Raw genomic sequence first — 24,608 nt, forward strand, 5'->3', positions numbered from 1 at the left:
ACTCCAAAACCTGTAGGAGCCGAGCTTGCTCGCGATAGCGGTCTACCGGCTACGAAAAACGCAACGCGTGAGCCTGCTCGAAACCTGTGGGAGCCGAGCTTGCTCGCGATGGCGGACTGAAGTCTTACGAATACCGCAACGCGTGAGCCGGCTCGATCTTCGCCGCTCGCCAGGCCGGGTAAACCGTGGCCAGAAAACTCAGGACAAATCCCGCCGAGCAGATCAGCAGCACATCCCCGCCCTGCAGTTCCGAAGGCAGGTTACTGACAAAGTACACATCTGAACTGAAGATGTGCTGACCGCTCACCCGTTCGACCCAGCCCACCAGCTCACTGACGTTCAGCGCCGCAATCACGCCCAACACGCCGCCGATCAAGGTGCCGACGATCCCGATCACCGTGCCCTGCACCATGAAGATGGCCATGATCTGCCGTGGTGTGGCGCCGATGGTACGCAGGATGGCAATGTCCGCGCCTTTGTCGTTCACCACCATGATCAGGGTGGCAATGATGTTGAACGCCGCCACCGCGACGATCATCAGCAACAGCAGACCGATCATGGTTTTTTCCATCTTCATCGCGCTGAACAGACTGCCCTGGGTGTGGGTCCAGTCGTCAGCCCGGTAATCAGCACCCAAGCCGCTGGCGATGTCGCCGGACACTTTCGGCGCGGAGTACAGGTCCTTCACCGCCAGACGCACGCTTTGTACCTGATTCGGCTGCCAGTGCTGCATGTGCGCCGCATCGGCCACATGAATCAGTGCCATCGAACCGTCCAGCTCGGCGCCGACCTTGAACACACCGACCACATTCAGGCGCTGCATTCGCGGGGTAATCCCCCCCGGCGCGGTGCTGACTTCCGGCACGATCAGGGTGATCTTGTCGCCGACGTTCAAGCGGAAACGCCGCGCCGTGATCTCGCCAATCACCACGCCGAACTCACCGGGCTTCAAGTCATCCAGACGTCCCTGGACGATGTGCTGGGCAACGATCGACACCTTGCCTTCCAGCGCCGGGTCGACGCCGCTGACCTGGATCGGCTGCATCGTGCCCTTATAGGACAGCATGCCTTCCATCTCGGTGAACGGCACGGCGGCGGTGACTTCGGGATTTTTCATCGCCGCCGCGGCAACCGGTTGCCAATCATCAATAGGATTGACGCCGACGATCGTCGCATGAGGCACCATGCCGAGGATCCGCGAGCTCATCTCGCGCTGAAATCCGTTCATCACCGACAGCACCACAATCATCGCCAACACGCCGAGGGCGAGGCCGATCATCGAGGTCATCGAGATGAAGGAAACAAAGCGATTGCGACGCTTGGCGCGGGTATAGCGCGCGCCGATAAAGATCGATAACGGTCTGAACATTCGCTTGGGCACCGTATAAAAATAAAAGACCCGACGCACTGTTTAGTGACGTCGGGCTTGGGCCAGTCAGATGGCGGTCAGGCAACCTTCCTGCAAATGCAGGACGCGATCCATCTGGCGGGCCAGGTTCATGTCGTGAGTCACCACCAGGAACGCCGTGCGCATCGAGGTGCTGAGCTCCAGCATCAAGTCCTGAATGCCCTGGGCGGTGTGGGAGTCGAGGTTGCCGGTCGGCTCGTCGAGCATCACCAGGCCCGGATTGTTCACCAGGGCGCGGGCAATCGCCACGCGCTGGCGTTCGCCACCGGACAATTCGGACGGTTTGTGCTCCAGGCGATGGCCCAGCCCTACCCGCTCCAGCAACGCCGTCGCGCGTTTACGCGCTTCCGGGATCGCCGTCTTGCCGATCAGCAACGGCATGCAGACGTTTTCCAGCGCGGTGAATTCCGGCAGCAAATGGTGAAACTGGTACACGAACCCCAGGGACCGGTTACGCAGCAGACCGCGATTCTTCTCGCTCAGTGCCGACAGCTCTTCGCCGTCCAGCCACACACTGCCCTTGGTCGGCGTGTCGAGGCCGCCCAACAGGTTCAGCAAGGTACTTTTGCCCGAACCCGAAGTGCCGACAATCGCCACACGCTCGCCCGGGTGCAACTCCAGTTGCAGGCCGGCCAGAACCTCCACCGATTCCGGGCCTTCCTCGTAGGATTTGCCCAGATTGCGGCAGCTCAGGATTGCTTTTTCACTCATGCCCAACTCACTCATAACGTAGCGCCTCCGCAGGCTGGGTGCGCGCGGCACGCCAGGCTGGATACAGGGTGGCGAGGAAACTCAGGACCAACGCGGCGGCGCAGACCATCAACACGTCCTGGCTCTGCACTTGCGACGGCAGGTAATCAATAAAGTACACGTCGGCGTTCAGGAACTTGTGGCCGATCAGCCCTTCGAGGGCCGAGATTGCGGCGCTGACGTTCAGGGCGGCAAAGATCCCGACCACGGCGCCAATCGCTGTGCCGACCACGCCGATGACCGTGCCCTGCACCATGAACGTGCGCATGATCGTGCCCGGCGTAGCACCCAAGGTACGCAGAATCGCAATGTCGCCTTTCTTGTCATTCACCACCATCACCAGCGTGGAAATGATGTTGAACGCCGCCACGGCAACAATCAGCAGCAACAGCAGGCCGATCATGGCTTTCTCCATGCGGATAGCCTGATACAGATTGCCGTGGGTACGGGTCCAGTCGCGAGCGTAGAAATGGTCCTGGCCCAACTGCTGGGCGATGTTCCACGCGGTGCGCGGAGCCTGGAACAGGTCATCGAACTTGAGGCGGATGCCCTGTACCTGATCCGGTTTCCAGCGGTGCAGCCTGGCCAGATCCTGCAGGTTGGTGACGCCGAGGTAACCGTCAATCTCACCGGCGCCAACGTGGAAAATGCCCACCACGGTGAAGCGTTTCATGCGCGGAAACATCCCGGCAGGGGTGACGGTGACTTCCGGGGCGACGAATGTCAGCTTGTCGCCGATGGCCGCACCGAGCTTGGCCGCAGCCTTGTCACCGATGACGATGCCGAAACTGCCCGGCGTCAGGTCGTCGAGTTTGCCCTGCAGCATGAACTTGTCGATGATCGAGACCTGGCGCTCCAGTGCCGGATCGATGGCATTAAGCAGGACCTTGGAGACTTTGCCGTTATTGGTCAGCAAACCCTGCATTTGAGTAAACGGCGCTACGGCCGTCACCTGCGGGTTCTGTTTGACCTTGGCGGCCAGGCTTTGCCAGTCGTTGATCGGCTCACCGGACTCGATGGTCGCGTGGGGCACCATGCCCAGCACGCGGGTGCGCATCTCATGATCGAAGCCATTCATGACCGACAGAACGACGATCATCACGACCACGCCCAGGGCGAGCCCGATCATCGAGGTCAGGGAAATGAATGACACAAAATGATTGCGACGCTTTGCACGGGTATAACGCGTGCCAATAAATACGAAGAGAGGTCTGAACATGTCGGGGCTTGTTCGGAGGGAAAAGGAACGTCCTTGTGGCGGGGGTCGATAACCAGCTTTACACTCAGACCACCGCCGCTACCATGGGTTCGCCATGTCGACATTAGATGAAGAAGATCGCCGCGAATACTACCGTATCGAGGACATGATCGCACTGGAAATTCGGCCCCTGTCCGCTGCCGAGGCCGCAGGCCAGGAAGTGTTGCAGGATGCTTCTCCACTCTTCAACTTGCTCAGCGAATTGCACCTGAGCGAATTCGAGTCGCAGCACCTGTTGCGCCAGATCAGCGAGCGGGACCGCAACCTCGCGGCGTTCCTGAAATCCCAGAACAAACGCATCGATTTGCTCAGCCAGGTGATCGCGGTCACCGTGCTTGGCCAGATCGGCGAGCCACAACCCGTGATCATCTCCGAAGGTGGCATCGACTTTCAGCACCCCACCCCGATTGCCGCCGGCGCACACCTGTCGATCAAGCTGGTGCTGATGCCTCAAGCCCTCGGCCTGTTGCTGCGAGCTCGCGTCACCCATTGTGATCCCAAGGGTGACGGCTACGACATCGGCACCGAATTCCAGATCCCGACCGACGCCCAGCGCCAACTGCTGGCCCGCTACATCTTGCAAAAGCAGGCCCAGGAACGACGTCTGGCCCGCGAACAAAACGAATCAGGCCTCTAATTTAAGGAAGAACCGTGACCCTCATCTACGGCCATCGCGGCGCCAAAGGCGAAGCACCGGAAAACACCCTGACCAGCTTTCAGCAATGCCTCAAGCACGGCGTGCGCCGTTGCGAGCTGGACTTGCACCTGTCCAAGGACGGCGAACTGATGGTCATCCACGACCCGACCCTCAAGCGCACCACCGACCGGCGCGGCAAGGTCGTCGAGCATTCGGCGGCCGAGCTTTCGACCTACGACGCGCGCAAGGGCGGCCCGGGCTGGATCAAGCCATGCCCGATTCCAACGCTGGAAGAACTGTTCGAGAAGTGTGATTTCGAGCACTGGCAACTGGAAGTGAAAAGCGCTTCACGCACCCGCGCAGCAACTACCGTGCTGGCGATTCGCGAAATGGCGCAACGTCACGGCCTGCTCGACAAAGTGACTATCACTTCGAGCTCCCGTGAAGTATTGAAAGCCGCGCTGGACCTAGTACCGGATGTTTCTCGCGGACTGGTGGCCGAATACGCCTGGCTCGATCCATTGAAGGTCGCGCAAAGCTATGGCTGTGAAATTCTGGCGCTGAACTGGACCCTGTGTACGCCGGAACGCCTGCAGAAGTCGCAGCGTCAAGGGCTGCATGTGTCGGTGTGGACAGTCAACGAGCCCGCGCTGATGCGCAGACTCGCCGACTTCGGCGTTGACAGCCTGATTACAGACTTTCCCGGTTTGGCCAGCGCCACGCTCGAGAATTGCTGAAATCGGTCTCCCCGGCCGGCTCAGGCCACCGGCCGGAGCCGCTCAAAAAAGCCGGTTGAGGCCATCGTACGCCGCTACCCGATAGGCTTCGGCCATGGTCGGGTAGTTGAACGTGGTGTTCACAAAATACTTCAGCGTATTCAAGTCACCCGGCTGGCTCATGATCGCCTGACCGATGTGCACGATCTCCGACGCCTGATAACCAAAGCAGTGAACGCCCAGCACTTCAAGCGTCTCGCGGTGGAACAGGATCTTCAGCATGCCCTGAGGCTCGCCGGCGATCTGCGCACGCGCCATGCCCTTGAAGAACGCCTTGCCCACTTCGTACGGCACCTTGGCCTGGGTCAGCTCCTGCTCGTTCTTGCCGATCGAGCTGATTTCCGGAATGGTGTAGATGCCGGTTGGCACGTCATTCACAAAGCGCCAGCTGTTGTTATCCACGATGGTGCCAGCGGCCGAACGCCCCTGGTCATGCGCGGCACTGGCCAGGCTTGGCCAGCCGATCACGTCACCGGCGCCATAGATATTCGGCTTGCAGGTACGGTAGGTCTCGTCCACTTCGATCTGGCCACGGCTGTTGACCTTCACGCCGATGTTTTCCAGACCCAACTGGTCGGTATTACCGGTACGGCCGTTGCACCAGAGCAAGGCATCGGCCTTGATCTTCTTGCCGGACTTAAGGTGCAGGATCACACCGTTGTCCACACCTTCGACGCGGTCGTAGTCTTCGTTGTGGCGAACCGTGATGTTGTTATTGCTGAAGTGGTAGCTCAGGGCCTGGGAAATTTCCGAGTCCAGGAAGCTCAGCAACTGACCGCGGTTGTCCACCAGCTCGACCAGCACACCCAGACCACTGAAGATCGAGGCGTACTCGCAACCGATCACGCCTGCGCCGTAAACGATGAGTTTACGCGGGGTGTGACCGAGGCTGAGGATGGTGTCGCTATCGTAGATACGCGGGTGGTGGAAATCGATGTCCGCCGGGCGATACGGGCGCGAACCGGTGGCGATGATGATGTGCTTGGCCACCAGCTTTTCGACGACGCCATTGCCGCAGACCACTTCAATGGTTTGCTCGTCGGCGAAGCTGCCGGTGCCGAAGAACACGTCGACGCGGTTACGGGCGTAGTAGCCGGTGCGCGAAGCGACTTGCTTGGAGATGACTTTTTCAGCGCTTTTCAGCACGTCCGGGAACGAGAACCAGCGCGGCTCACCAATGGCCCGGAACATCGGGTTGGTGTTGAACTGCATGATCTGCCGGACCGAGTGACGCAGTGCCTTGGACGGGATGGTGCCCAGGTGGGTGCAGTTGCCGCCGACCTGGCGACGGCTATCGACCATTGCCACCTTGCGCCCTGCTTTGGCGGCGTTCATTGCCGCGCCTTCTCCTGCCGGACCAGAACCCAGCACCACCACGTCGTAGTTGTAGACAGCCATGCGTACTCCTCAGAACAGGCCGCGGCGCCATCGGCACCTGCGGCTAAATCACGCCGATCTGCGGCGTGAAGGAACAATTTGGGGTCAATGCAAAACCCGGACACAGTCTATAGAAGCGTCAACGCCGCGCACATTAACCCTTGGTCGCGTCGTAGGCTACTTTTGCCTGCACTACAACGCCAGTTTTCAATCCTCGCGACTCAGTGATCACTCGGTTTTCCAGTGCTCAACCGTTCGAAAGCCTGATTGGTTCGTGTGACGAAACCGCTGTCGCTGCGAATCACAAAAAATGCGCCGATGTCGTGTTTTTCGGCGTAGTCCCACCCGCGCACGGGTCCGAGAATCAGCAGCAGCGTCGATAAGCCATCGGCCATCATGGCCGAAGGATCAATCACCGTGACGGACGCCAGGGTGTGGGATACCGGCGCGCCAGTACGAGCATCGAAGGTGTGGGAATACCGCTTGCCGTCCTTCTCGAAATAATGACGGTAGTCGCCTGAGGTGGACACGCCATACCCGTCGATATTGATTATTCGCTGGGCGACTCGCTGATCGTCGCGGGGCTCCTCCAGCGCGATACGCCAGGGTGAGCCATCGAGTTTCCTGCCCGCCGCCTTCAGCTCCCCGGTGGCTTCGACGAGGTAATTGTGGATGCCCATCGCCTCAAGCTTTGCGGCGATCCGGTCAACGGCGTAACCGGCGGCGATGCTGTTGAAGTCGACTTCGACCGCAGCGTCCTTGCACAGTTGATCACGCTCGATGCGCAGGTGTTGGTAGCCGATTCGCTGGCGTACTTGCGCCAGCGCTTGGGCGTCGGGGACCTTTTCCTCACGCGCCTGGGGACCGAAACCCCAGAGATTGAGCAGCGGCTCCACCGTCAAGTCGTAGGAACCTTCGCTTTGTTCCGACAGTTGTTCACCGACGCGTATCAACTTGAGGACCGGCGCAGGCATGTGCTGACAGCGGTTGGCGGGCAGATCGTTGAAGCGTTCGATGTCGGAATCACTGCGGTAGGTGGACATCTGCTGATCGACTTCAGCGAGGATTTTTTCAACCTCTGCCTGGACGTCTTTCGGGGCGGGAAGGCCTTCGCGGCGTAGGTATTTGATTGAATAAGTGCTGCCCATGGTCGGGCCACTGAAGGTTTCCATGGAATCGCCGTTGCCGCAGCCGGACAACATGAAGCTGAGCACAACAAGACAATACAACCGGCGTTTCAACAATTCCCGCATCCCCTGGATAACTCTCTGACACACCACCACGGCGAGCATTATGCATCACCCCTGTAGGAGCTGCCGAAGGCTGCGATCTTTTGATCTTATTCGCCAAGATCAACAGATCGCAGCCTTCGGCAGCTCCTACAGGGACCATGCGTTACACACAGATTGTCATTACCTCCAGTGCGCAATTCATGCCGCGTAATGGCAATAACGTTTAAGCAGCAAGCTAACTAGTTGTTGCCTAACGATCTCTATACACATATCGTTACAAAACTGTTCGCCCAAGGAGCCTGGCTTCCTGAAAGCGCCGAGGACGCCTCTAGAACAAGGATTTCCAACCAGCCAGCCAAAAGTGAGTACGTACCAATGTCCTCGAATACGGGCAAAGGCAAGGCGATTTTTCGCGTTGTCAGCGGCAACTTCCTCGAGATGTTCGACTTCATGGTCTATGGCTTTTACGCCACAGCTATCGCCAAAACCTTCTTCCCCACCGACAGCGCTTTCGCTTCGCTGATGTTGTCCCTCGCCACCTTCGGCGCCGGTTTCCTGATGCGTCCGCTGGGCGCCATTTTCCTGGGTGCCTACATCGACCGTCATGGCCGTCGTAAAGGTTTGATCATCACACTGGCCATGATGGCGGCCGGTACGGTGCTGATTGCCTGCGTGCCGGGATACGCCACATTAGGCGTGGCGGCGCCGCTGCTCGTGCTGTTCGGACGCCTGCTGCAAGGTTTCTCGGCAGGCGTTGAGCTCGGCGGCGTGTCGGTGTACCTCGCCGAGATTTCCACGCCGGGGCGCAAAGGTTTCTTTGTCAGCTGGCAGTCCGCCAGCCAGCAAGCGGCCGTGGTCTTTGCCGGATTGCTGGGGGTGGGCTTGAACCACTGGCTCAGCCCGGAAGAAATGGGTGATTGGGGCTGGCGCGTGCCGTTCCTGATCGGTTGCATGATCGTGCCGGTGATCTTCGTGATCCGCCGTTCGCTGGAAGAGACCCCCGAGTTCCAGGCGCGCAAACATCGCCCTACCCTGCAGGAAATCATCCGCTCGATCGGTCAGAATTTCGGCATCGTCATCGCCGGCATGGCGCTGGTGGTAATGACCACCGTGTCGTTCTACCTGATCACAGCCTACACGCCGACCTTCGGCAAAGCCGAACTGCATTTGTCGGACCTGGACGCATTGCTGGTGACGGTGTGCATTGGCCTGTCGAATTTCTTCTGGTTGCCGGTGATGGGGGCTGTGTCGGACAGGGTCGGGCGAAAACCCTTACTCCTGGCGGCGACGATTTTCGCGATTTTCACTGCGTACCCTGCCCTGTCGTGGCTGGTGGCAAACCCGAGCTTCAGTCATTTGCTGATCGTCGAGTTGTGGCTGTCGTTCCTGTACGGCTCGTACAACGGCGCGATGGTCGTGGCGCTGACCGAGATCATGCCGGTGGAAGTTCGTACGACCGGTTTCTCTTTGGCCTACAGCCTGGCCACCGCGACCTTCGGTGGTTTCACTCCGGCGGCCTGCACGTACCTGATTCATGTCCTGGATAACAAGGCGGCGCCGGGAATCTGGCTCACGGGCGCGGCGGTGATGGGACTGATCGCGACGCTGGTGCTGTTCCGTGGTAACCGGCACGAACTGCGGACGGCGCAGGCGGCGGTGGTTGGCGGCGCCTGACCAATCGCCATCGTCGGAATGCCGCCCAGACCAAGCTTGCTCCCACAGGTTCGTGCGCGATTTCAAAATTAGCGCATAACCTGTAGGAGTGAGCCTGCTCGCGATGAAGCCCGAAAAAGCACCGCAAACTCACCGTTCCGCCACCTTCAACGAACGACTCCACCCCCCGCCCAACGCCTTGTACAACGTCACCTGGTTAATCTCCCGCGCCAACTCAAGCTGCGCCCATTTCTGCTGCGCATCAAACAACGAACGCTGCGCATCCATGGTCGAAAAATAGCTGTCGAGCCCCGCCTCGAAACGCAGGCGCGACTGGCGATACGCCTCTTGATAATCCCCCACCAGTTTTTTCTGGAACGCCACCTGGGTGAGCATTTCCTGCCGCGCATTCAAGGCATCGGCCGCTTCACGAAACGCATTCTGCACCGTGGCTTCATACGCCGCCGTTCGACCGTCGAACCGCGCATGACTGGCATCCACTTGCGCCCGCCGCGCACCGCCGTCAATCAACGGCAACGACCCCGCCAACGCCACCGACCAGAATTCCGCTGGGCCACTGAGCAACCGCGAAAAATCGCCAGTCAGGCTGCCCAACGCCGAGGTCAGCGAAAACGTTGGAAAGTACGCACTGCGAGCGGCGCCGATATCAGCGTTGGCGGCTCGCAACTGGGCTTCGGCTGACATGATGTCCGGCCGGCGCTCGACCAGTGACGACGGCAAACCCGCCGGAACGTCAAGCGTTGCCAACTGCTCGCCCAGCACACCCGTGGGCAACAAACCCACCGGCACCGGCTGCCCCACCAGCACCCGCAAGGCATTGCTGTTCTGCGCCACTTGCATGCGGTAGGTGTTGACCTGCACTGCGGCGGTATTCGTTTGCGCATCCGCCTGGTGAACGTCAATGCGCGCACTGGACCCGAGATTGAAACTTTTACGCAACAGCTGTCCGTACTTGTCCTGGGACTGGTAAGTGTTCTGTGCAAGATCAAGCAGATGCTGATTGGCCTTGAGACTCAACCAGGTGCTGGCAACTTCGCCAATCAATGCCAGGCGCGCCGTCTGGTAATCCGCTTCGGACGCCTCGAAGCGCGCCCCGGCGGCGTTGCGTTGACTGCGAATGCGACCAAACAGATCAAGCTCGTAGGACGTGAACCCACCCGTCGCCTGAAACGTGTTGGCGATGCTGCCGGCGCTGTCACCGCCTCCCGGCGTACGCACCAACGGCGGTAATTTGCTGCGTCCCGCGTAGGTATCGATGCCAATCGTAGGAAAAAGTCCCGACTGTGCACTGTCATAACCGGCCCGCGCTTCTTCGACGCTGGCTGCGAATTGTCGCAAGCTGCGGTTGTTGGTCAGCGCCATTTCGATCAGTTGACGCAGACGATCATCGACCACAAAACCGTGCCAATCCTTGTCGAACGCCTGCTTGCCCGCGCAACACTCACCCGCTGTGTTCGCTGGCCACTGCTGGTCGATGGGCGCATCGGGCTTCTCGTAAGTCGGCTCCAGGGAACAGCCGCCGAGCAATAACAACATGAAGCATGAAGTGGGTAAGTAACTGTTCGTCATGGGGCGCACCTACAAGCGTTGGCCGAGCAAAGCTCGCAAGGGAGAAAGAAGCAAAGACCACAAACCTGAACGTCCGACACTGATGTGCGGCAGTGCCGGTTCCCGCGAACGCACACGCACCGGACGCCACCTTGGCAATGGCGAGTAGGACGGAACCTTGTCCTGCGCAGGCAAACGCGACTTCGTACGCTTATCTCCAAGTAATGACCGACGCAGCAACGTACCGAACGCCAGCGCCGGCTCGGCCTTGCTCACCACATTGATCGTCGCGTCGCTGAACAGGCGCGCAATCAGTTGCCGGCGCAGCGGTTCATCGAGGTCGAGAAACCTCAAGCCCAACTGATCGTCGTCGTGATTGCGCATCACCTCGACGTCGAGCCAGCCCAGTTTGTCGATCCACAATTGGCCGCACAGCCCGGGTTTGATCGAGGACGCGAAGGCGCATTTCAATGACGTGCCGCTGAGGGAGATATCCACCAGGCGCCCGGGCAGGACTTTGCCGCCGAAGCGAAACCCGGTGGGCTTGTCGAACGGGAAGCGCTCTTCACCGTGCAACCGTGGGCGGTCGACGCACGCCACCAGCGTCGCCAGGTTGTACACCAGCGCGACCACCGTCCAGCACAGGTTGAACAGCATGTTGCCGTCGAACGAGGCCGCCGTGCTGATGGCGATGTACGCGCCGATCTGTGAAAACAGCGTCAGGGCAAAAAAGAAGCCGAAGAGCTTCCAGTGGACCATTGTTTTCGTCCGGTCGAGCCCTTTCGCGGTGACTTTGAAGGGACGTCCAAAGGGCCGGATCATGGCGCTGACAATGGTGGCCGTGACCGCCAGCGAGGCGACGATCTGGGTGACCTCGGTGAAAATCGGCAAGGTGCGCCGATCCGTGACCCAGGTGCCGTATCCCCAGAACGCGATCAACGCCGGCATGCCGAACGCAAGGAAATCCACCGGGTTGGCGTAGAACCCGGCAATGCCGAAGTACCAATACAACACCGGGGACACCAGCATCATCAAAATGAACGGCTTGGAAAACCAATGCATCAGCCCGTGGATATAGTGCAACCGGTCATTGAGCGTGTAGCCGCTGCCCCGCAACGGGCCGTCCTTGAGCAGCGCCACCTGGATGGTGCCGAGGCACCAACGCCCACGCTGATTGATGTACTCGGTCAAACCCTCGGCAGACAAACCGATCGACAGACGCTCATTCAACCAGCGCGTGACGTAACCTTTTTGCAGCAATCGATACGTCGTGTAGATGTCTTCGCAGACCGAGCCTGTGGGAAAACCGCCGATCTCGTTGATCAAGTCCCGTCGCACGACGAAGGACGTGCCGACGCAAAACGCCGCGTCCCACCCATCTTTCGCCGGCTGGTAGACGTCGAAGAACACCCGCTGCTCATCGACCCAGCAGGCCGAAGTACCGAGGTTGTGCTGGATTGGATCGGGGTTGTAATAGAACTGCGGCGTCTGCACGAGGCCGACTTTCGGGTCGTCGAACAGCCCGAGCGTGCGCAACAGAATCGGTTGCTGCGGGGCAAAGTCGGCGTCGAGGACCAGAATGTATGGCGCGTTGCTGCCTAGCGCCGATTGACGCAGACCGTTGTTCAGATTGCCCGCCTTGGCGAAGGAGTTGTCCGGGCGTCGCGCGTATTGCACGCCCACCTCGGCACAGTAATCGCGCAACCAGTCGCGACGCGTGTCGTCGAGCACCCAAATAGTGAAGTTGGGGTAGTCGACGGCCTGGGCGGCAATAATGGTTTTTTCGAGGATCTCCAGGCCTTCGTTGTAGGTGGCGATAAACACGTCCACCGCGGGCACATTCGCCCCCCTGGCGCGCAACCCTCGCTCGCCGGCGTCCGCGTCCTTGCTGTGATCCGATCGACAGAGCATCACGACAATGGAGAACAGCGTGTAACCGATCGCCAGCATTTCAAAAAACAGAAAGGCGTACGCCCACACCGTGGCGAAGCCTGAGTGGCTATCGGGCAAGGTGTCGCGAATCCGCCAGGCAGCGTAGTTGAGCAACAACAACGCGGTGACGGCACCGAAACCTGCCCGCGCCGCCCATTGGTCCCGATGCGTCAGGCAGGTGAACAGAATCACCGCCGCCAGTGTCCAGAAATTGATTTGCAGCAGTTGCAGCGAGTCCAGTGCCTGCATGTCAGTCAGCCTCTAGCGAACCAGTAAAGGGATTGACGCCGGTGGCCGCAATCGCCGCCCACGCCGTAGCGCCCAAGTGAGGCAGGTGGTAATAGAAAAAGTCGTTGGTGACGGAGTCCGGGCCTATGGCCAGCCCGGTACTGATGCGCGCTGCCGGCGTTGCGAACAGCCAGCCATTACTGGCTTCCTGGGCTAACAACACGCTCCATAACGGTTGGGCCATGTCGCTCAAGCCACTCAACTGTGCGACAGCAGCAGCCTGCGCGGTGCCTTCGGTCCACAAACCATCGGGGTCGCGGTTGAAGCCATAACCTTCGCCAGCACGGTGTGCGTGATCGATGAACGCGAACACCCGACGCCAATCCTTGGGCGGATCGTGCAAGGCAATCAACGGCCAGATCTGTGCGTCCAGCCCCGAGCGGATGCGGTCGGATGTCTGCCCATCCTCCCCGGTGCCGATCAGAAACCGCCCTTCTTTCGAGTCCCACTGGCTTGAGACAAATTGCCGGGCGATCTGCGCCTGTTGCGCCGACACTTGGTCTGGCGCCACCGCATTGAGTGCCGACCAGGCGGCGGCCAGGTCGACATTGTGCTCGGTGGACTTCCAGTTCTGCTGCACCTGCTGGGCAAAGTAACCGTAATAACCGCCGCTGAAGCCGGCTGGCGATTGCCCGTCGTAGGTGTTTTTCTGCGACCACTGCAGGACTTTGCGTGCGGCCTCGAGGTAAGGCGCCTCCCCGCTCTGACGATAAGCCTCCAATAACGCCAACGCAGCCCACGCCTGATTGCCCGTGGCACTGCTGACCTGATAGGCATCCTGATTCCAGGCGTTACGTTCAGTGCTCCAATAGCCCGGCAACTTCATCGACGGTGCACCCACCGGGCCGGCGGCGTAGGCGTTGCGCAGGCGGCCGTCCTGATACTCGGGATCGTGATTTGTCGCGAACGCCAGGGCATCGGCTATCCGCCGCGCTGACACCGCTTTGCCACACGCGAACAACGCGATGCTCGCCAAAGCGTTGTCGTAGGTGAAGGCGACACCGCGCAGGGCCAGGATCGGTGAAGGTTGCCCCTCCAGTGGCGGATAGCTGGCCAACAACACCGGGCCTTCAGGTTGTGAAGCCACCGCCCGATCCAGCGCCGCGCAGGTCATCGCCACCAGTTGCGGCCGAGCCTGCGCCGCCAGTGCGGACGCCCCGCTGCTGATCAGCATCACGCCGACCACTGCCTTCAGGACACTGTTCATCGCCGCGACACCTCGGCACTGGCCCACAAGCCCGGGTTGCAGGTCATGGCTCGCTGGGTGTCCGTCAGGTCCGAAGCAAAGGTCCCGACCACGTACACCGAGTTTTGCTCGGCATAGGGGAACGGCACGCTGTAGGTGTTGGCGCGGATGTCCGACGTGCTCGACAACAACTGCACCACACTGGCCTTGAGAGGTTCATCCAGGCCGCGGATCTTCACCGTCAGCACACTGTCACGGTCGATCTTGCTGGCCATGCGTTCGGGAAACACCGCGATCACGTAGCTCTGTCCGCAATCAGTGGCGCGCAACAAGGTCGACCCGGCCTGCACCAGCGTGCCTTGGGGTGCCAACAACTCCTGGACGGTACCCGGCGAGTACGCCACGACGTCATAACCGGCCATCAGCCTGACCCGATTTTGCTCGGTTTCGATCAGTTGGTTGAGGTTGTCGAGTTCCTGTTGATAGGTCGCCCGATTGCGCGCCTGATTCTCGAGACTGAGCTTGAGCGTGGTCATTTGTGCACTGAGGTCGAACATCCTCAATTGATCCGGATCGAGGTAGACCTGCTTGTTGGCAGCGCTGACGTCACCATCGTTGATCCGCAACTGCGAGCGAACCGACTCGGCCGCGCCTTGCAACGAGGCCAACTGGGCTTTGGATGACGCGACCACCGCGCCACTCACTGCCCCCTGCACAAACAACTCCAGATTGCGTTCGACGGTTTCCTGGGCATCCATCAACCGGGCACTGGCAGCGCTGTTCTCGGCTTTCAGGGCTCTTTGGGTGAACAGCTGGCGGGTATGAAACGCCGTCTGGTACTGCTGGCTGGTCTTTTCCAGCGCCTCGTAATACCGCTGATCGTGCTCGGCCTGACTCGCCGACGAGGACAGCTGCTGCTCAAGGGTCAATCGTCGCGTTTGCAAGGTGAGCAATGTTTCCTGGTTTGCCCGAGGGTTTTCCACGACCGCGATTTTCTGTCCCTGCACAAAGGTCGCACCGGGTTTGACCTCCAGCGTGCTCACCACACCGTCAATCGGTGTCGTGAGCAGAATCACCGGTGCATTCAAAATCGCCCGCGTTGCGGAAGCTGAAACCAAAGGCATCAACAACGTCGACAACAACAGCCAGATGATGAATCCAAGAACGCCCAGACCCACCAGGCGCGGTAACAATGACAATAGCTTTGAGCGCTCTTCAGCCATGTTCAACTCTCCCGATAGACCAACCGCGTAAAAGTCAGGCAATAGCAGGCCGTGACTGCGAAACACTTTTGGCAGGGTGAGCGAAAAACAAAGAGACTTTATGGACGGCAACTAAGCCGACACTTTCTTATCAGGATTTATTTGATGTGAGCAGGAATGGGATTCCTGTCTTGTTGGAGAGATACACGACAGCGCAGTGACGGTAAAAGCGTGTGTTGCCCGAGGCAGAGCGGGCGCCGACAGGGAAGACACTAGATTCAGTGTTATAGAGTGTCAAGCATTTGTGCAGAGCAATTAAATGGCGCCAAATATATAGCGATTTTCGGATTGGATCCGCTTGGATCATCCACACGCGTTTGCGCGACAACTGTTTATTTTTATTAGGGGTTTTTATTTTTAGTACTGAAATAAACTTTGTATCGAGTTCGAGACAATCATTAATTTCAAAACAAACAGATTAAAACGTTATAAAAAAAACGCCCCGACAAGTGCCGGGGCGTTTTCATTTACCTGTGACGCTTAGCGTGGGAACGCTGGCGGGTTTACACCGGCCATGTCTTCCATCACGCGAACAACCTGGCAGCTGTAGCCAAACTCGTTGTCGTACCAAACGTACAGTACAACGCGGTTGTCCTGGCTGATGGTCGCTTCAGCATCCACAACGCCTGCGTGGCGCGAGCCAACGAAGTCAGTGGAAACCACTTCCTGCGAATTGACGTAGTCGATTTGCTTATGCAGATCGGAGTGCAGCGCCATGTAGCGCAGGTACTCGTTCATCTCTTCACGGGTAGCGGCTTTCTCAAGGTTCAGGTTGAGAATGGCCATCGACACGTTAGGCGTCGGAACGCGGATCGCGTTACCGGTCAGCTTGCCGGCCAGCTCAGGCAATGCCTTGGCAGCAGCGGTAGCAGCACCGGTCTCGGTGATCACCATGTTCAACGCGGCGCTACGACCACGGCGATCGCCTTTGTGGAAGTTGTCGATCAGGTTCTGGTCGTTGGTGTACGAGTGAACCGTTTCAACGTGACCGTTGATGATGCCGAACTTGTCGTTCACAGCTTTCAGCACCGGCACGATGGCGTTGGTGGTGCAGGAAGCGGCGGAAACGATCTTGTCGTCAGCGGTGATTTCGCCGTGGTTAATGCCGTGAACGATGTTCTTCAGCTTGCCTTTGCCAGGCGCGGTCAGAACAACGCGGTCGATACCCGGGCAGGCCAGATGCTGGCCCAGGCCGTCGGCGTCACGCCATACACCGGTGTTGTCCACCAGCAGCGCGTCTTTGATGCCGTACTGGGTGTAGTCCACTTCAGTCGGGTTCTTCGCGTAGATAACCTGGATCAGGTTGCCGTTAGCGGTGATGGTGCTGTTGGCTTCATCGATGGTGATGGTGCCGTCGAACGGACCATGAACCGAGTCACGACGCAGCAGGCTTGCACGCTTGACCAGATCGTTCTCGGCGCCCTTGCGGACAACGATGGCGCGCAGACGCAGGCCGTCGCCACCACCGGTTTTCTCGATCAGGATACGCGCCAGCAGACGGCCGATACGACCGAAGCCGTAAAGAACAACATCGGTGCCTTTGCGAGCGGAAGCGTTTTGCTGACCAACGACGTCGGCCAGTTCTTCACGGACGAACTGCTCGGCAGTACGGCCATTGCCTTCGGCCTTGAACTTGACCGCAAGCTTGCCCAGGTCTACCGAAGCGGCGCCGAGCTTGAGCTCGCTCATCGCTTTGAGCAGCGGGAATGTTTCGTGGACGGACAATTCGCTGTCATCGGACTGACGATGACGAGCAAAGCGGTGAGCTTTGAGAATCGCAATGACTGAACGATTGATCAGGCTGCGGCCATAGATCGAGCTCACCACGTTGTTATTGCGGTAGAGCTGACCGATAAGCGGAATCATCGCTTCTGCGAGTGCTTCACGGTCGATCCATTCACCAAGACACTGGTCGGGCTTCTGAGTCACGGGAACCTTCCACATGTAGGGGCAGAAAAAAGGGGCTACATTATGCCGCCCCAACCGTCACGTAGCAATGCGATCCTGTCGAACGGGCCGTAACAAATTCCCATCGAAAAAAATTACGCCTCGCTCAAGCCCAGTAAAACCGTGGCTTCCAGCGTTGCGTATTTTTTGGAGACAGCGCTGCCTTGTCCGTAACCATCCGTAACACTCACCCATTTCGGCACTACATAATCCCAAAAAAACTGCAAAAAACAGCCGGTTTTTGTCTTTACCACTACATTTCGCCAAACCTGCGTAATAGACGCAGTCTTCAACTGACAGGCGGCACCCGGGACCGCTACAATTACCGACTTTGTCGCAACGCTTGGAGCTCAACCTTCCGTGCCCGTTCTGCGTCTACCGATTCTCCCTGCTGCGGCAGGTAAACAGCATTGGGGCAATCTGCCCGGTGCCGCCCTGAGCCTGGCCATCGCCGAGGCTGCCAGCGCTGCCAAGCGCTTTACCCTGCTGCTGACCGCCGACAGCCAAAGTGCCGAACGGCTGGAACAGGAGCTGAGTTTCTTCGCCCCGGACTTGCCAGTACTGCATTTCCCGGACTGGGAAACCCTGCCTTACGATCTGTTTTCGCCGCACCAGGACATCATTTCCCAGCGCATCGCTGCCTTGTACAGGCTGCCGGAGCTGAGTCATGGCGTGCTCGTCGTGCCAATCACCACGGCCCTGCATCGCCTGGCACCCACCAAATTCCTGCTGGGCAGCAGCCTTGTTCTGGACGTCGGCCAAAAGCTGGATGTCGAACAAATGCGCACCCGGCTCGAGGCCAGCGGTTATCGCTATGTCGATACGGTGTACGAGCACGGCGAATTCACCGTACGCGGCTCGCTGATCGATCTGTTTCCGATGGGCAGCAAGCTGCCCTTCCGCATCGACCTGTTCGATGACGAAATCGAAACCCTGCGCACTTTCGATCCGGAGAACCAGCGTTCCATCGACAAGGTGGACACCGTCCGCCTGTTGCCGGCACGCGAATTCCCGCTGCAGAAAGATGCCGTCACGCGCTTCAAGGCGCGTTTTCGTGAGCGCTTCGATGTCGACTTCCGTCGCTGCCCCATCTTTCAGGATCTGAGCAGCGGGATTACGCCGGCCGGTATCGAGTACTACCTGCCGCTGTTCTTTGACGAAACCTCAACCTTGTTCGATTACCTGCCACAGGACACCCAAGTGTTCTCCCTGCCAGGCATCGAGCAAGCCGCGGAAAACTTCTGGAACGATGTGCGCAATCGCTATGAAGAGCGACGCGTCGATCCGGCGCGTCCTTTATTACCGCCCGCCGAGTTGTTTCTGCCGGTGGAAGATTGCTTCGCACGCCTCAAGAGCTGGCCGCGCGTGGTTGCCAGCCAGCAAGACATTGAGACCGGCGTCGGCCGCGAGCGCTTCCCGGCGCGGGAATTGCCCAACCTGGCCATCGAAGCCAAGGCCACTCAGCCATTGGCGGCGCTGGCCGGCTTCCTCGACGAGTTCCCCGGCCGCGTGTTGTTTACCGCCGAGTCTGCGGGTCGTCGCGAAGTGCTGCTGGAATTGCTCGAACGCCTGAAGCTGCGACCGAAGACCGTCGACAGCTGGCCCGATTTCGTCACAAGCAAAGAACGCCTGTCGATTACCATTGCGCCGCTCGACGAAGGCCTGGTGCTCGACAATCCAGCCTTGGCGCTGGTGGCGGAAAGCCCGCTGTTTGGCCAGCGCGTGATGCAGCGCCGTCGTCGCGAAAAGCGCGCCGATGCCAACAACGATGCCGTTATCAAGAACCTCACCGAGCTGCGCGAAGGCGCGCCGGTGGTGCACATCGATCACGGCGTGGGCCGCTACCTCGGGTTGGCGACACTGGAGATCGATGACCAGGCGGCAGAGTTCCTCACGCTGCAGTACGCCGAAGGCGCAAAGCTGTATGTGCCGGTCGCCAACCTGCACCTGATCGCGCGGTACACCGGCAGCGACGATGCGCTGGCCCCGCTGCACCGTCTCGGCTCCGAGACCTGGCAGAAAGCCAAACGCAAAGCCGCCGAACAGGTGCGCGACGTGGCCGCCGAATTGCTCGACATTTATGCGCGCCGCGCCGCTCGCGAAGGGCATGCCTTCGAAGACCCGAAAGCCGATTACGCGACCTTCAGCGCCGGCTTCCCGTTCGAAGAAACCCCGGATCAGCAAACCACCATCGACGCCGTACGCGCCGACATGCTCGCGCCCAAGCCGATGGATCGCCTGGTCTGCGGCGACGTGGGTTTCGGCAAGACCGAAGTAGCGATGCGCGCCGCTTTCATCGCGGTGCATGGCGGTCGCCAGGTGGCGATTCTGGTGCCGACCACCCTCCTCGCCCAACAGCACTACAACAGCTTCCGCGACCGATTTGCCGACTGGCCGGTGACCGTGGAAGTGATGAGCCGCTTCAAGTCGACCAAGGAAGTGAACGCCGCCGTTGCCGACCTCGCCGAAGGCAAGATCGACATCGTGATCGGTACGCACAAGTTGTTGCAGGACGACGTCAAAATCAAAAACCTGGGGCTGGTGATCATCGACGAAGAGCACCGTTTCGGTGTCCGTCAGAAGGAACAGCTCAAGGCCCTGCGCAGCGAAGTCGACATCCTCACGCTCACTGCGACGCCGATTCCCCGGACGCTGAACATGGCCGTCTCGGGCATGCGCGACCTGTCGATCATCGCCACGCCGCCAGCGCGACGCCTGTCGGTGCGCACCTTCGTCATGGAACAAAACAAGAGCACGGTCAAAGAAGCCCTGCTGCGTGAGTTGCTGCGTGGTGGTCAGGTCTACTACCTGCATAACGACGTGAAGACCATCGAGAAGTGTGCCGCCGACCTCGCCGAACTGGTGCCGGAAGCACGGATCGGCATCGGCCACGGACAGATGCGTGAGCGCGAACTCGAACAGGTGATGAGCGACTTCTATCACAAGCGTTTCAACGTGCTGATTGCCTCGACCATCATCGAAACCGGCATCGACGTGCCGAGCGCCAACACCATCATCATCGAGCGTGCCGACAAATTTGGCCTGGCGCAGTTGCACCAGTTGCGCGGTCGCGTCGGCCGCAGTCACCACCAGGCGTACGCCTACCTGCTGACACCGCCGCGCCAGCAAATCACGCCGGATGCGGAAAAGCGTCTGGAAGCCATCGCCAACACCCAGGATCTGGGCGCGGGCTTCGTGCTCGCCACCAATGACCTGGAAATCCGCGGCGCCGGTGAACTGCTGGGCGACGGTCAGAGCGGACAGATTCAGGCCGTCGGTTTCACGCTGTACATGGAAATGCTCGAGCGCGCGGTGAAGTCGATCCGCAAGGGCGAACAACCGAACCTGGATCAACCCCTTGGCGGCGGTCCGGAAGTCAATTTGCGGGTACCCGCGTTGATTCCCGAAGACTACCTGCCGGACGTTCATGCCCGGTTGATTCTCTACAAGCGCATAGCCTCGGCCACCGATGAGGAAGGTCTCAAGGACCTGCAAGTGGAGATGATCGACCGCTTCGGCCTGTTGCCGGAACCGACCAAGAACCTGATGCGCATCACCGCGCTGAAGTTGCAGGCGGAATTGCTCGGCATCAAGAAAGTCGATGGAGGCCCGCAAGGCGGCCGCATCGAGTTCACCGCGCAGACGCCGGTCGACCCGCTGACACTGATCAAACTGATCCAGGGCCAGCCAAAACGCTACAAGTTCGAAGGCGCCACGATGTTCAAATTCATGGTCCCGATGGAGCGCCCGGAAGAGCGCTTTAATACTGTAGAGGCGCTGCTTGAATGCCTCATTCCGAAAACTGCTTGAAGGACGCCGCATGCGCCTGTTTCGCTCACTGACCTTGTTGATGACCCTGGTCACACCCACGGCGTTTGCCGACGATCTGTATCAGGTCGAAATGATTCTGGTCCGGCAAAATGCCGTTCCGGCCATCGTCAGCCGTGCGGCACCGGAAGACTGGGCCGCCGGTGCACAACGCGTCAGCCCCGACAGCCTGCGCACACCGACGTTGAACGGTGAAGTAGAGAAACTCACCGCCAGCAACGATTACACGGTGCTTTTGCATAAGGCCTGGCAGCAGACCCTTGGCGAAGAAGCCAGCAAAATCGCGATCAGCGACGGCGCGGAACAGTTCGGTCAGTTCCCGATCGAGGGCACGTTGAATCTCAAACTGGGGCGATTCACCGACGTCGACGCCGACTTCTGGGTCAACCAGATCGACGCCAATGGCCTGGTGACTGCCAGTGAACGCCTGAAGCAGGAAAGCCACACCAAGAACGGCCAGTTAAACTTTCTCGACAACGGCCACCTCGGCCTGCTGATCAAAATCACTTCGTTGACCGCCCCTGCACCTCGGCCAGTCCCCGATGAAATTCCGGACTGATTGAAGTCTTTATGCCCCCGACCCTGAGCAAACCCCTGGCACCTTCCTGGGTCAGTCGATTCAAGGAACAGAGCCTGGAGCGCGGCCGTCGCTATGCGCTGGAAAATCGCGTCAGGTTCGTCGAGGTCGGCGACGCTACGATTGTCGCCGCGTGCGAAGGCTCAGGCGGCAACGTCTACCGTCAGACGATTCGTCTGCGCGAGTCGGCAAAATCCACGCTGCTGATGGTCGACGCCACGTGCAGTTGCCCTGTGCGCAGCAACTGCAAGCACTGCGCCGCCGTGCTGCTGCAAGTGCAGGAAACCCTCGCGTACCCTGCCGCCGCCAAGGACGCCGAGCTGCTGGAAAAACTCTCCGCCGTGCTGGAGAACCGCAGTCCGAAAGCATCGCCACAGGTGCAGGTGGATGACGTGCAGCCGGTGCCCCGCCTGTGGCTGGCGAGCATCGAGTTCAGCGCCTTCGAACCGCGCAACGGCAAGATGCAGCGCTATATCCAGCACCGTGCAGCGCTGTCTTTCAACTATCTGGACGAATACGTTTCCGGACAGAAGAACGCCGACGTACTGATTCGCCAGGAAACCCAAACGCTGCGGATAAAACGCCACCCGGAGGTGGAACAGTCCTACAGGGAACAACTGCGAATTCTCGGCTTCAAGATTGCCACTCGGCAAAGCAAAGCCCTGCCGGAAAGCGCCGGCGAACTCTTCGAGATGGTCAACGACAGTGCCTGGCTGACCTTCACGCTCAACGAGTTGCCGAAACTGCGCAGCCAAGGTTGGGAGTTGCAGATCGATGAGGATTTCGGTTTTGACCTCACCGCCGTGGATGATTGGTACGCCACCGTCGATCAGGCGCCTGAGCGGGACTGGTTCGATCTGGAGCTCGGCATCATCGTCAACGGCGAGCGCCTGAGCCTGCTGCCGATCCTGTTGAACCTGATGCGCTCACACACCGAGATTCTCAATCCGGAACGCCTCGCCCGCCGTCGTGACGACGAGCTGATTCTGGTGAACATTCCCAATCGACCGAATTCCGAGTACGGGCCTCTGCAGGTCGCCCTGCCCTTCGGCCGGCTGAAACCGGTGCTGGCCACCCTCGGCGAGTTTTACCTGCAAGAGCCAGGCGAAACCACGCTGCGCCTGAGCAAGGCCGACGCCACACGATTGAACCCCCTGGAAGGCATGCCGCTGATCTGGGAAGGCGGCGAGCACATCCGCTCCTTCGCCCAACGCCTGCGCGACATCAAGGATTTCACCGCCACCGCACCTGAAGGGTTGAACGCGACCTTGCGCCCCTACCAACTCGAAGGCCTGAGCTGGATGCAGTCGCTGCGCCAACTGGAAGTCGGCGGAATTCTCGCGGACGACATGGGGCTGGGCAAAACCCTACAGACGCTGGCGCACGTTCTCAGTGAGAAAAATGCCGGCCGCCTCGATCGTCCCTGCATGGTGGTGATGCCCACCAGTTTGATTCCGAACTGGCTGGACGAGGCGGCGCATTTCACGCCCCAACTCAAGGTGTTGGCGCTGTACGGTGCCAGTCGCAAAAAACATTTCGACACCCTGGCCGATTACGACCTGATCCTGACGACTTATGCGCTGCTGCCCAAAGACGTCGAACGCCTGTCCGCTCAGCCCTTGCATGTACTGGTGCTGGATGAAGCGCAATACATCAAGAATCCCAACAGCAAAGCCGCCCAGGCCGCCCGCGAGCTGAACGCGCGTCAGCGTCTATGCCTGAGTGGTACGCCTCTGGAAAACCACCTCGGCGAGTTGTGGTCGCTGTTTCACTTCCTGCTGCCCGGCTGGCTGGGCGACATCAAGAGTTTCAACCGCGATTACCGCGTACCGATCGAAAAGCGTGCCAGCGAAGTCCGGCTTCAGCACCTCAACGGTCGGATCAAGCCGTTCCTGTTGCGCAGAACCAAGGAACAGGTCGCGACAGAATTGCCGCCGAAAACCGAGATCATCCATTGGGTCGAACTCAACGAAGCACAGCGCGATGTCTACGAAGCCATGCGCCTGGCCATGGACAAGAAGGTCCGCGACGAGATCACCCGCAAAGGCGTGGCACGTAGCCAGATCATCATTCTCGAAGCGTTGCTCAAGCTGCGTCAGGTGTGTTGCGACTTGCGCCTGGTCAATGATGCCGTGCTGCCTACTCGCGGGAGCACGTCGGGGAAGCTCGACAGCTTGATGGAAATGCTCGAGGAGCTGTTCGAAGAAGGTCGGCGGATTCTGCTGTTCTCGCAGTTCACCTCAATGCTGGCGCTGATCGAAGAGGAACTGAAGAAACGCGGCGTCGAATACGCGATTTTGACCGGACAAACCCGCGACCGCCGCGCGCCGGTGAAAGACTTTCAAAGCGGCAAGCGGCAGATCTTTCTGATCAGCTTGAAGGCTGGGGGTGTCGGCCTGAACCTCACCGAAGCGGACACGGTGATTCACTACGACCCGTGGTGGAACCCGGCAACCGAAAATCAGGCAACCGACCGTGCGTATCGAATAGGCCAGGAGAAACCGGTATTCGTCTACAAGATGATTGCCCGGGGCACCGTGGAAGAGAAGATTCAGCACCTGCAGAAAGAAAAGTCCGACCTGGCGGCTGGCGTGCTGGATGGACGCAGCGCCGGCGACTGGAAGCTGCAGAGTGATGATATCGAGGCGTTGTTTGCGCCGTTGCCGGAGAAGCTGGAGAAGCGCTGAGAGAGTTGGCGCCTGTCAGGTCGCCATCGCGGGCAAGCCATGCTCCCACAGATTCAGTGGTCTTTCTGTGGGAGCGTGACTTGCCCGCGATGGGCATAGGCATATACACCTCTTTCAGGAGCCACCAAACCCCGTGGCGAGGGAGTTTACTCCCGCTGAGTCGCGCAGCGGCCCCAATAGGGCGGCTTCGGTCCTTCAGAAAAAACTTCGCGACCTGTTTCAGGGCTGCTATGCAGCCCAG

16 protein-coding genes are annotated in these 24,608 nt (G+C 59.6%); 6 read left to right on the top strand and 10 right to left on the bottom strand.

Annotated features, from left to right (window positions below; genetic code table 11):
* Nucleotides 1-124: 124 nt before the first annotated feature.
* The 3 genes from AC3ZVB_RS06020 to AC3ZVB_RS06030 all read right to left on the bottom strand — a co-directional run bounded on the left by AC3ZVB_RS06020 (nt 125) and on the right by AC3ZVB_RS06030 (nt 3,377).
* The gene (locus AC3ZVB_RS06020) at nt 125-1,369 is read right to left on the bottom strand and encodes a lipoprotein-releasing ABC transporter permease subunit (protein ID WP_490146048.1); all 1,245 of its coding nucleotides are present in this window, start codon (nt 1,367-1,369) and stop codon (nt 125-127) included.
* A gap of 66 nt (nt 1,370-1,435) precedes the next feature.
* On the bottom strand, nt 1,436-2,119 hold the full coding sequence (gene lolD / locus AC3ZVB_RS06025) for a lipoprotein-releasing ABC transporter ATP-binding protein LolD (RefSeq protein ID WP_178114293.1): 684 nt from the start codon (nt 2,117-2,119) through the stop codon (nt 1,436-1,438).
* A gap of 7 nt (nt 2,120-2,126) precedes the next feature.
* The gene (locus tag AC3ZVB_RS06030) at nt 2,127-3,377 is read right to left on the bottom strand and encodes a lipoprotein-releasing ABC transporter permease subunit (RefSeq protein ID WP_194690426.1); all 1,251 of its coding nucleotides are present in this window, start codon (nt 3,375-3,377) and stop codon (nt 2,127-2,129) included.
* Between the two features lie 94 nt (nt 3,378-3,471).
* Here AC3ZVB_RS06030 and AC3ZVB_RS06035 point away from each other — a divergent pair, with 94 nt between their 5' ends.
* Together AC3ZVB_RS06035 and AC3ZVB_RS06040 are read left to right on the top strand one after the other, a co-directional pair.
* Nucleotides 3,472-4,053 carry a PilZ domain-containing protein gene (locus tag AC3ZVB_RS06035; RefSeq protein ID WP_194690427.1) on the top strand — a complete coding sequence of 194 codons (582 nt, stop codon included), beginning with the start codon at nt 3,472-3,474 and terminating at the stop codon, nt 4,051-4,053.
* A gap of 14 nt (nt 4,054-4,067) precedes the next feature.
* Nucleotides 4,068-4,790: a glycerophosphodiester phosphodiesterase gene (locus AC3ZVB_RS06040; protein WP_490146049.1), complete on the top strand. Its 723-nt coding sequence runs from the start codon at nt 4,068-4,070 to the stop codon at nt 4,788-4,790.
* A 42-nt stretch (nt 4,791-4,832) separates the two neighbouring features.
* On the opposite strand, the gene sthA is transcribed toward AC3ZVB_RS06040, so the two are convergent.
* Nucleotides 4,833-6,227 (bottom strand): Si-specific NAD(P)(+) transhydrogenase, encoded by a 1,395-nt coding sequence (gene sthA, locus AC3ZVB_RS06045; protein ID WP_490146050.1) that lies wholly within the window; start codon nt 6,225-6,227, stop codon nt 4,833-4,835.
* Nucleotides 6,228-6,427: 200 nt separating this feature from the next.
* On the bottom strand, nt 6,428-7,459 hold the full coding sequence (locus tag AC3ZVB_RS06050; RefSeq protein ID WP_490146051.1) for an FAD:protein FMN transferase: 1,032 nt from the start codon (nt 7,457-7,459) through the stop codon (nt 6,428-6,430).
* A gap of 354 nt (nt 7,460-7,813) precedes the next feature.
* Between AC3ZVB_RS06050 and AC3ZVB_RS06055 the strand changes: the two genes are divergently transcribed.
* A complete protein-coding gene (locus AC3ZVB_RS06055; protein ID WP_490146052.1) occupies nt 7,814-9,112 on the top strand; it encodes an MFS transporter in 1,299 nt (432 codons plus the stop codon).
* A 129-nt stretch (nt 9,113-9,241) separates the two neighbouring features.
* On the opposite strand, the gene AC3ZVB_RS06060 is transcribed toward AC3ZVB_RS06055, so the two are convergent.
* The 5 genes from AC3ZVB_RS06060 to AC3ZVB_RS06080 all read right to left on the bottom strand — a co-directional run bounded on the left by AC3ZVB_RS06060 (nt 9,242) and on the right by AC3ZVB_RS06080 (nt 17,272).
* Nucleotides 9,242-10,681, bottom strand: coding sequence for an efflux transporter outer membrane subunit (locus tag AC3ZVB_RS06060; protein WP_490146053.1), 1,440 nt, complete (start codon nt 10,679-10,681; stop codon nt 9,242-9,244).
* Nucleotides 10,682-10,690: 9 nt separating this feature from the next.
* Complete coding sequence (locus AC3ZVB_RS06065; RefSeq protein ID WP_490146054.1) at nt 10,691-12,841, bottom strand: glycosyltransferase family 2 protein; 2,151 nt, start codon at nt 12,839-12,841, stop codon at nt 10,691-10,693.
* A 1-nt stretch (nt 12,842) separates the two neighbouring features.
* On the bottom strand, nt 12,843-14,087 hold the full coding sequence (locus AC3ZVB_RS06070) for a hypothetical protein (protein WP_490146055.1): 1,245 nt from the start codon (nt 14,085-14,087) through the stop codon (nt 12,843-12,845).
* Nucleotides 14,084-15,289, bottom strand: coding sequence for an HlyD family secretion protein (locus tag AC3ZVB_RS06075; RefSeq protein ID WP_162437410.1), 1,206 nt, complete (start codon nt 15,287-15,289; stop codon nt 14,084-14,086). Before AC3ZVB_RS06075 ends, AC3ZVB_RS06070 begins: the two co-directional genes overlap by 4 nt.
* Nucleotides 15,290-15,808: 519 nt before the next feature.
* Nucleotides 15,809-17,272, bottom strand: a complete 1,464-nt coding sequence (locus AC3ZVB_RS06080; protein WP_162437411.1) for a glyceraldehyde-3-phosphate dehydrogenase — start codon at nt 17,270-17,272, stop codon at nt 15,809-15,811.
* A gap of 363 nt (nt 17,273-17,635) precedes the next feature.
* Here AC3ZVB_RS06080 and mfd point away from each other — a divergent pair, with 363 nt between their 5' ends.
* The 3 genes from mfd to AC3ZVB_RS06095 are packed head-to-tail and all read left to right on the top strand — an operon-like array spanning nt 17,636 to nt 24,367.
* The gene (gene mfd / locus AC3ZVB_RS06085; RefSeq protein WP_490146056.1) at nt 17,636-21,085 is read left to right on the top strand and encodes a transcription-repair coupling factor; all 3,450 of its coding nucleotides are present in this window, start codon (nt 17,636-17,638) and stop codon (nt 21,083-21,085) included.
* Nucleotides 21,086-21,095: 10 nt separating this feature from the next.
* The gene (locus AC3ZVB_RS06090; RefSeq protein ID WP_162437413.1) at nt 21,096-21,662 is read left to right on the top strand and encodes a CsiV family protein; all 567 of its coding nucleotides are present in this window, start codon (nt 21,096-21,098) and stop codon (nt 21,660-21,662) included.
* A gap of 11 nt (nt 21,663-21,673) precedes the next feature.
* Nucleotides 21,674-24,367, top strand: a complete 2,694-nt coding sequence (locus tag AC3ZVB_RS06095; RefSeq protein WP_490146057.1) for an SNF2-related protein — start codon at nt 21,674-21,676, stop codon at nt 24,365-24,367.
* The last annotated feature ends 241 nt before the right edge of the window (nt 24,368-24,608 follow it).

The organism is Pseudomonas sp. MDV22-iso1, from assembly GCF_058145095.1.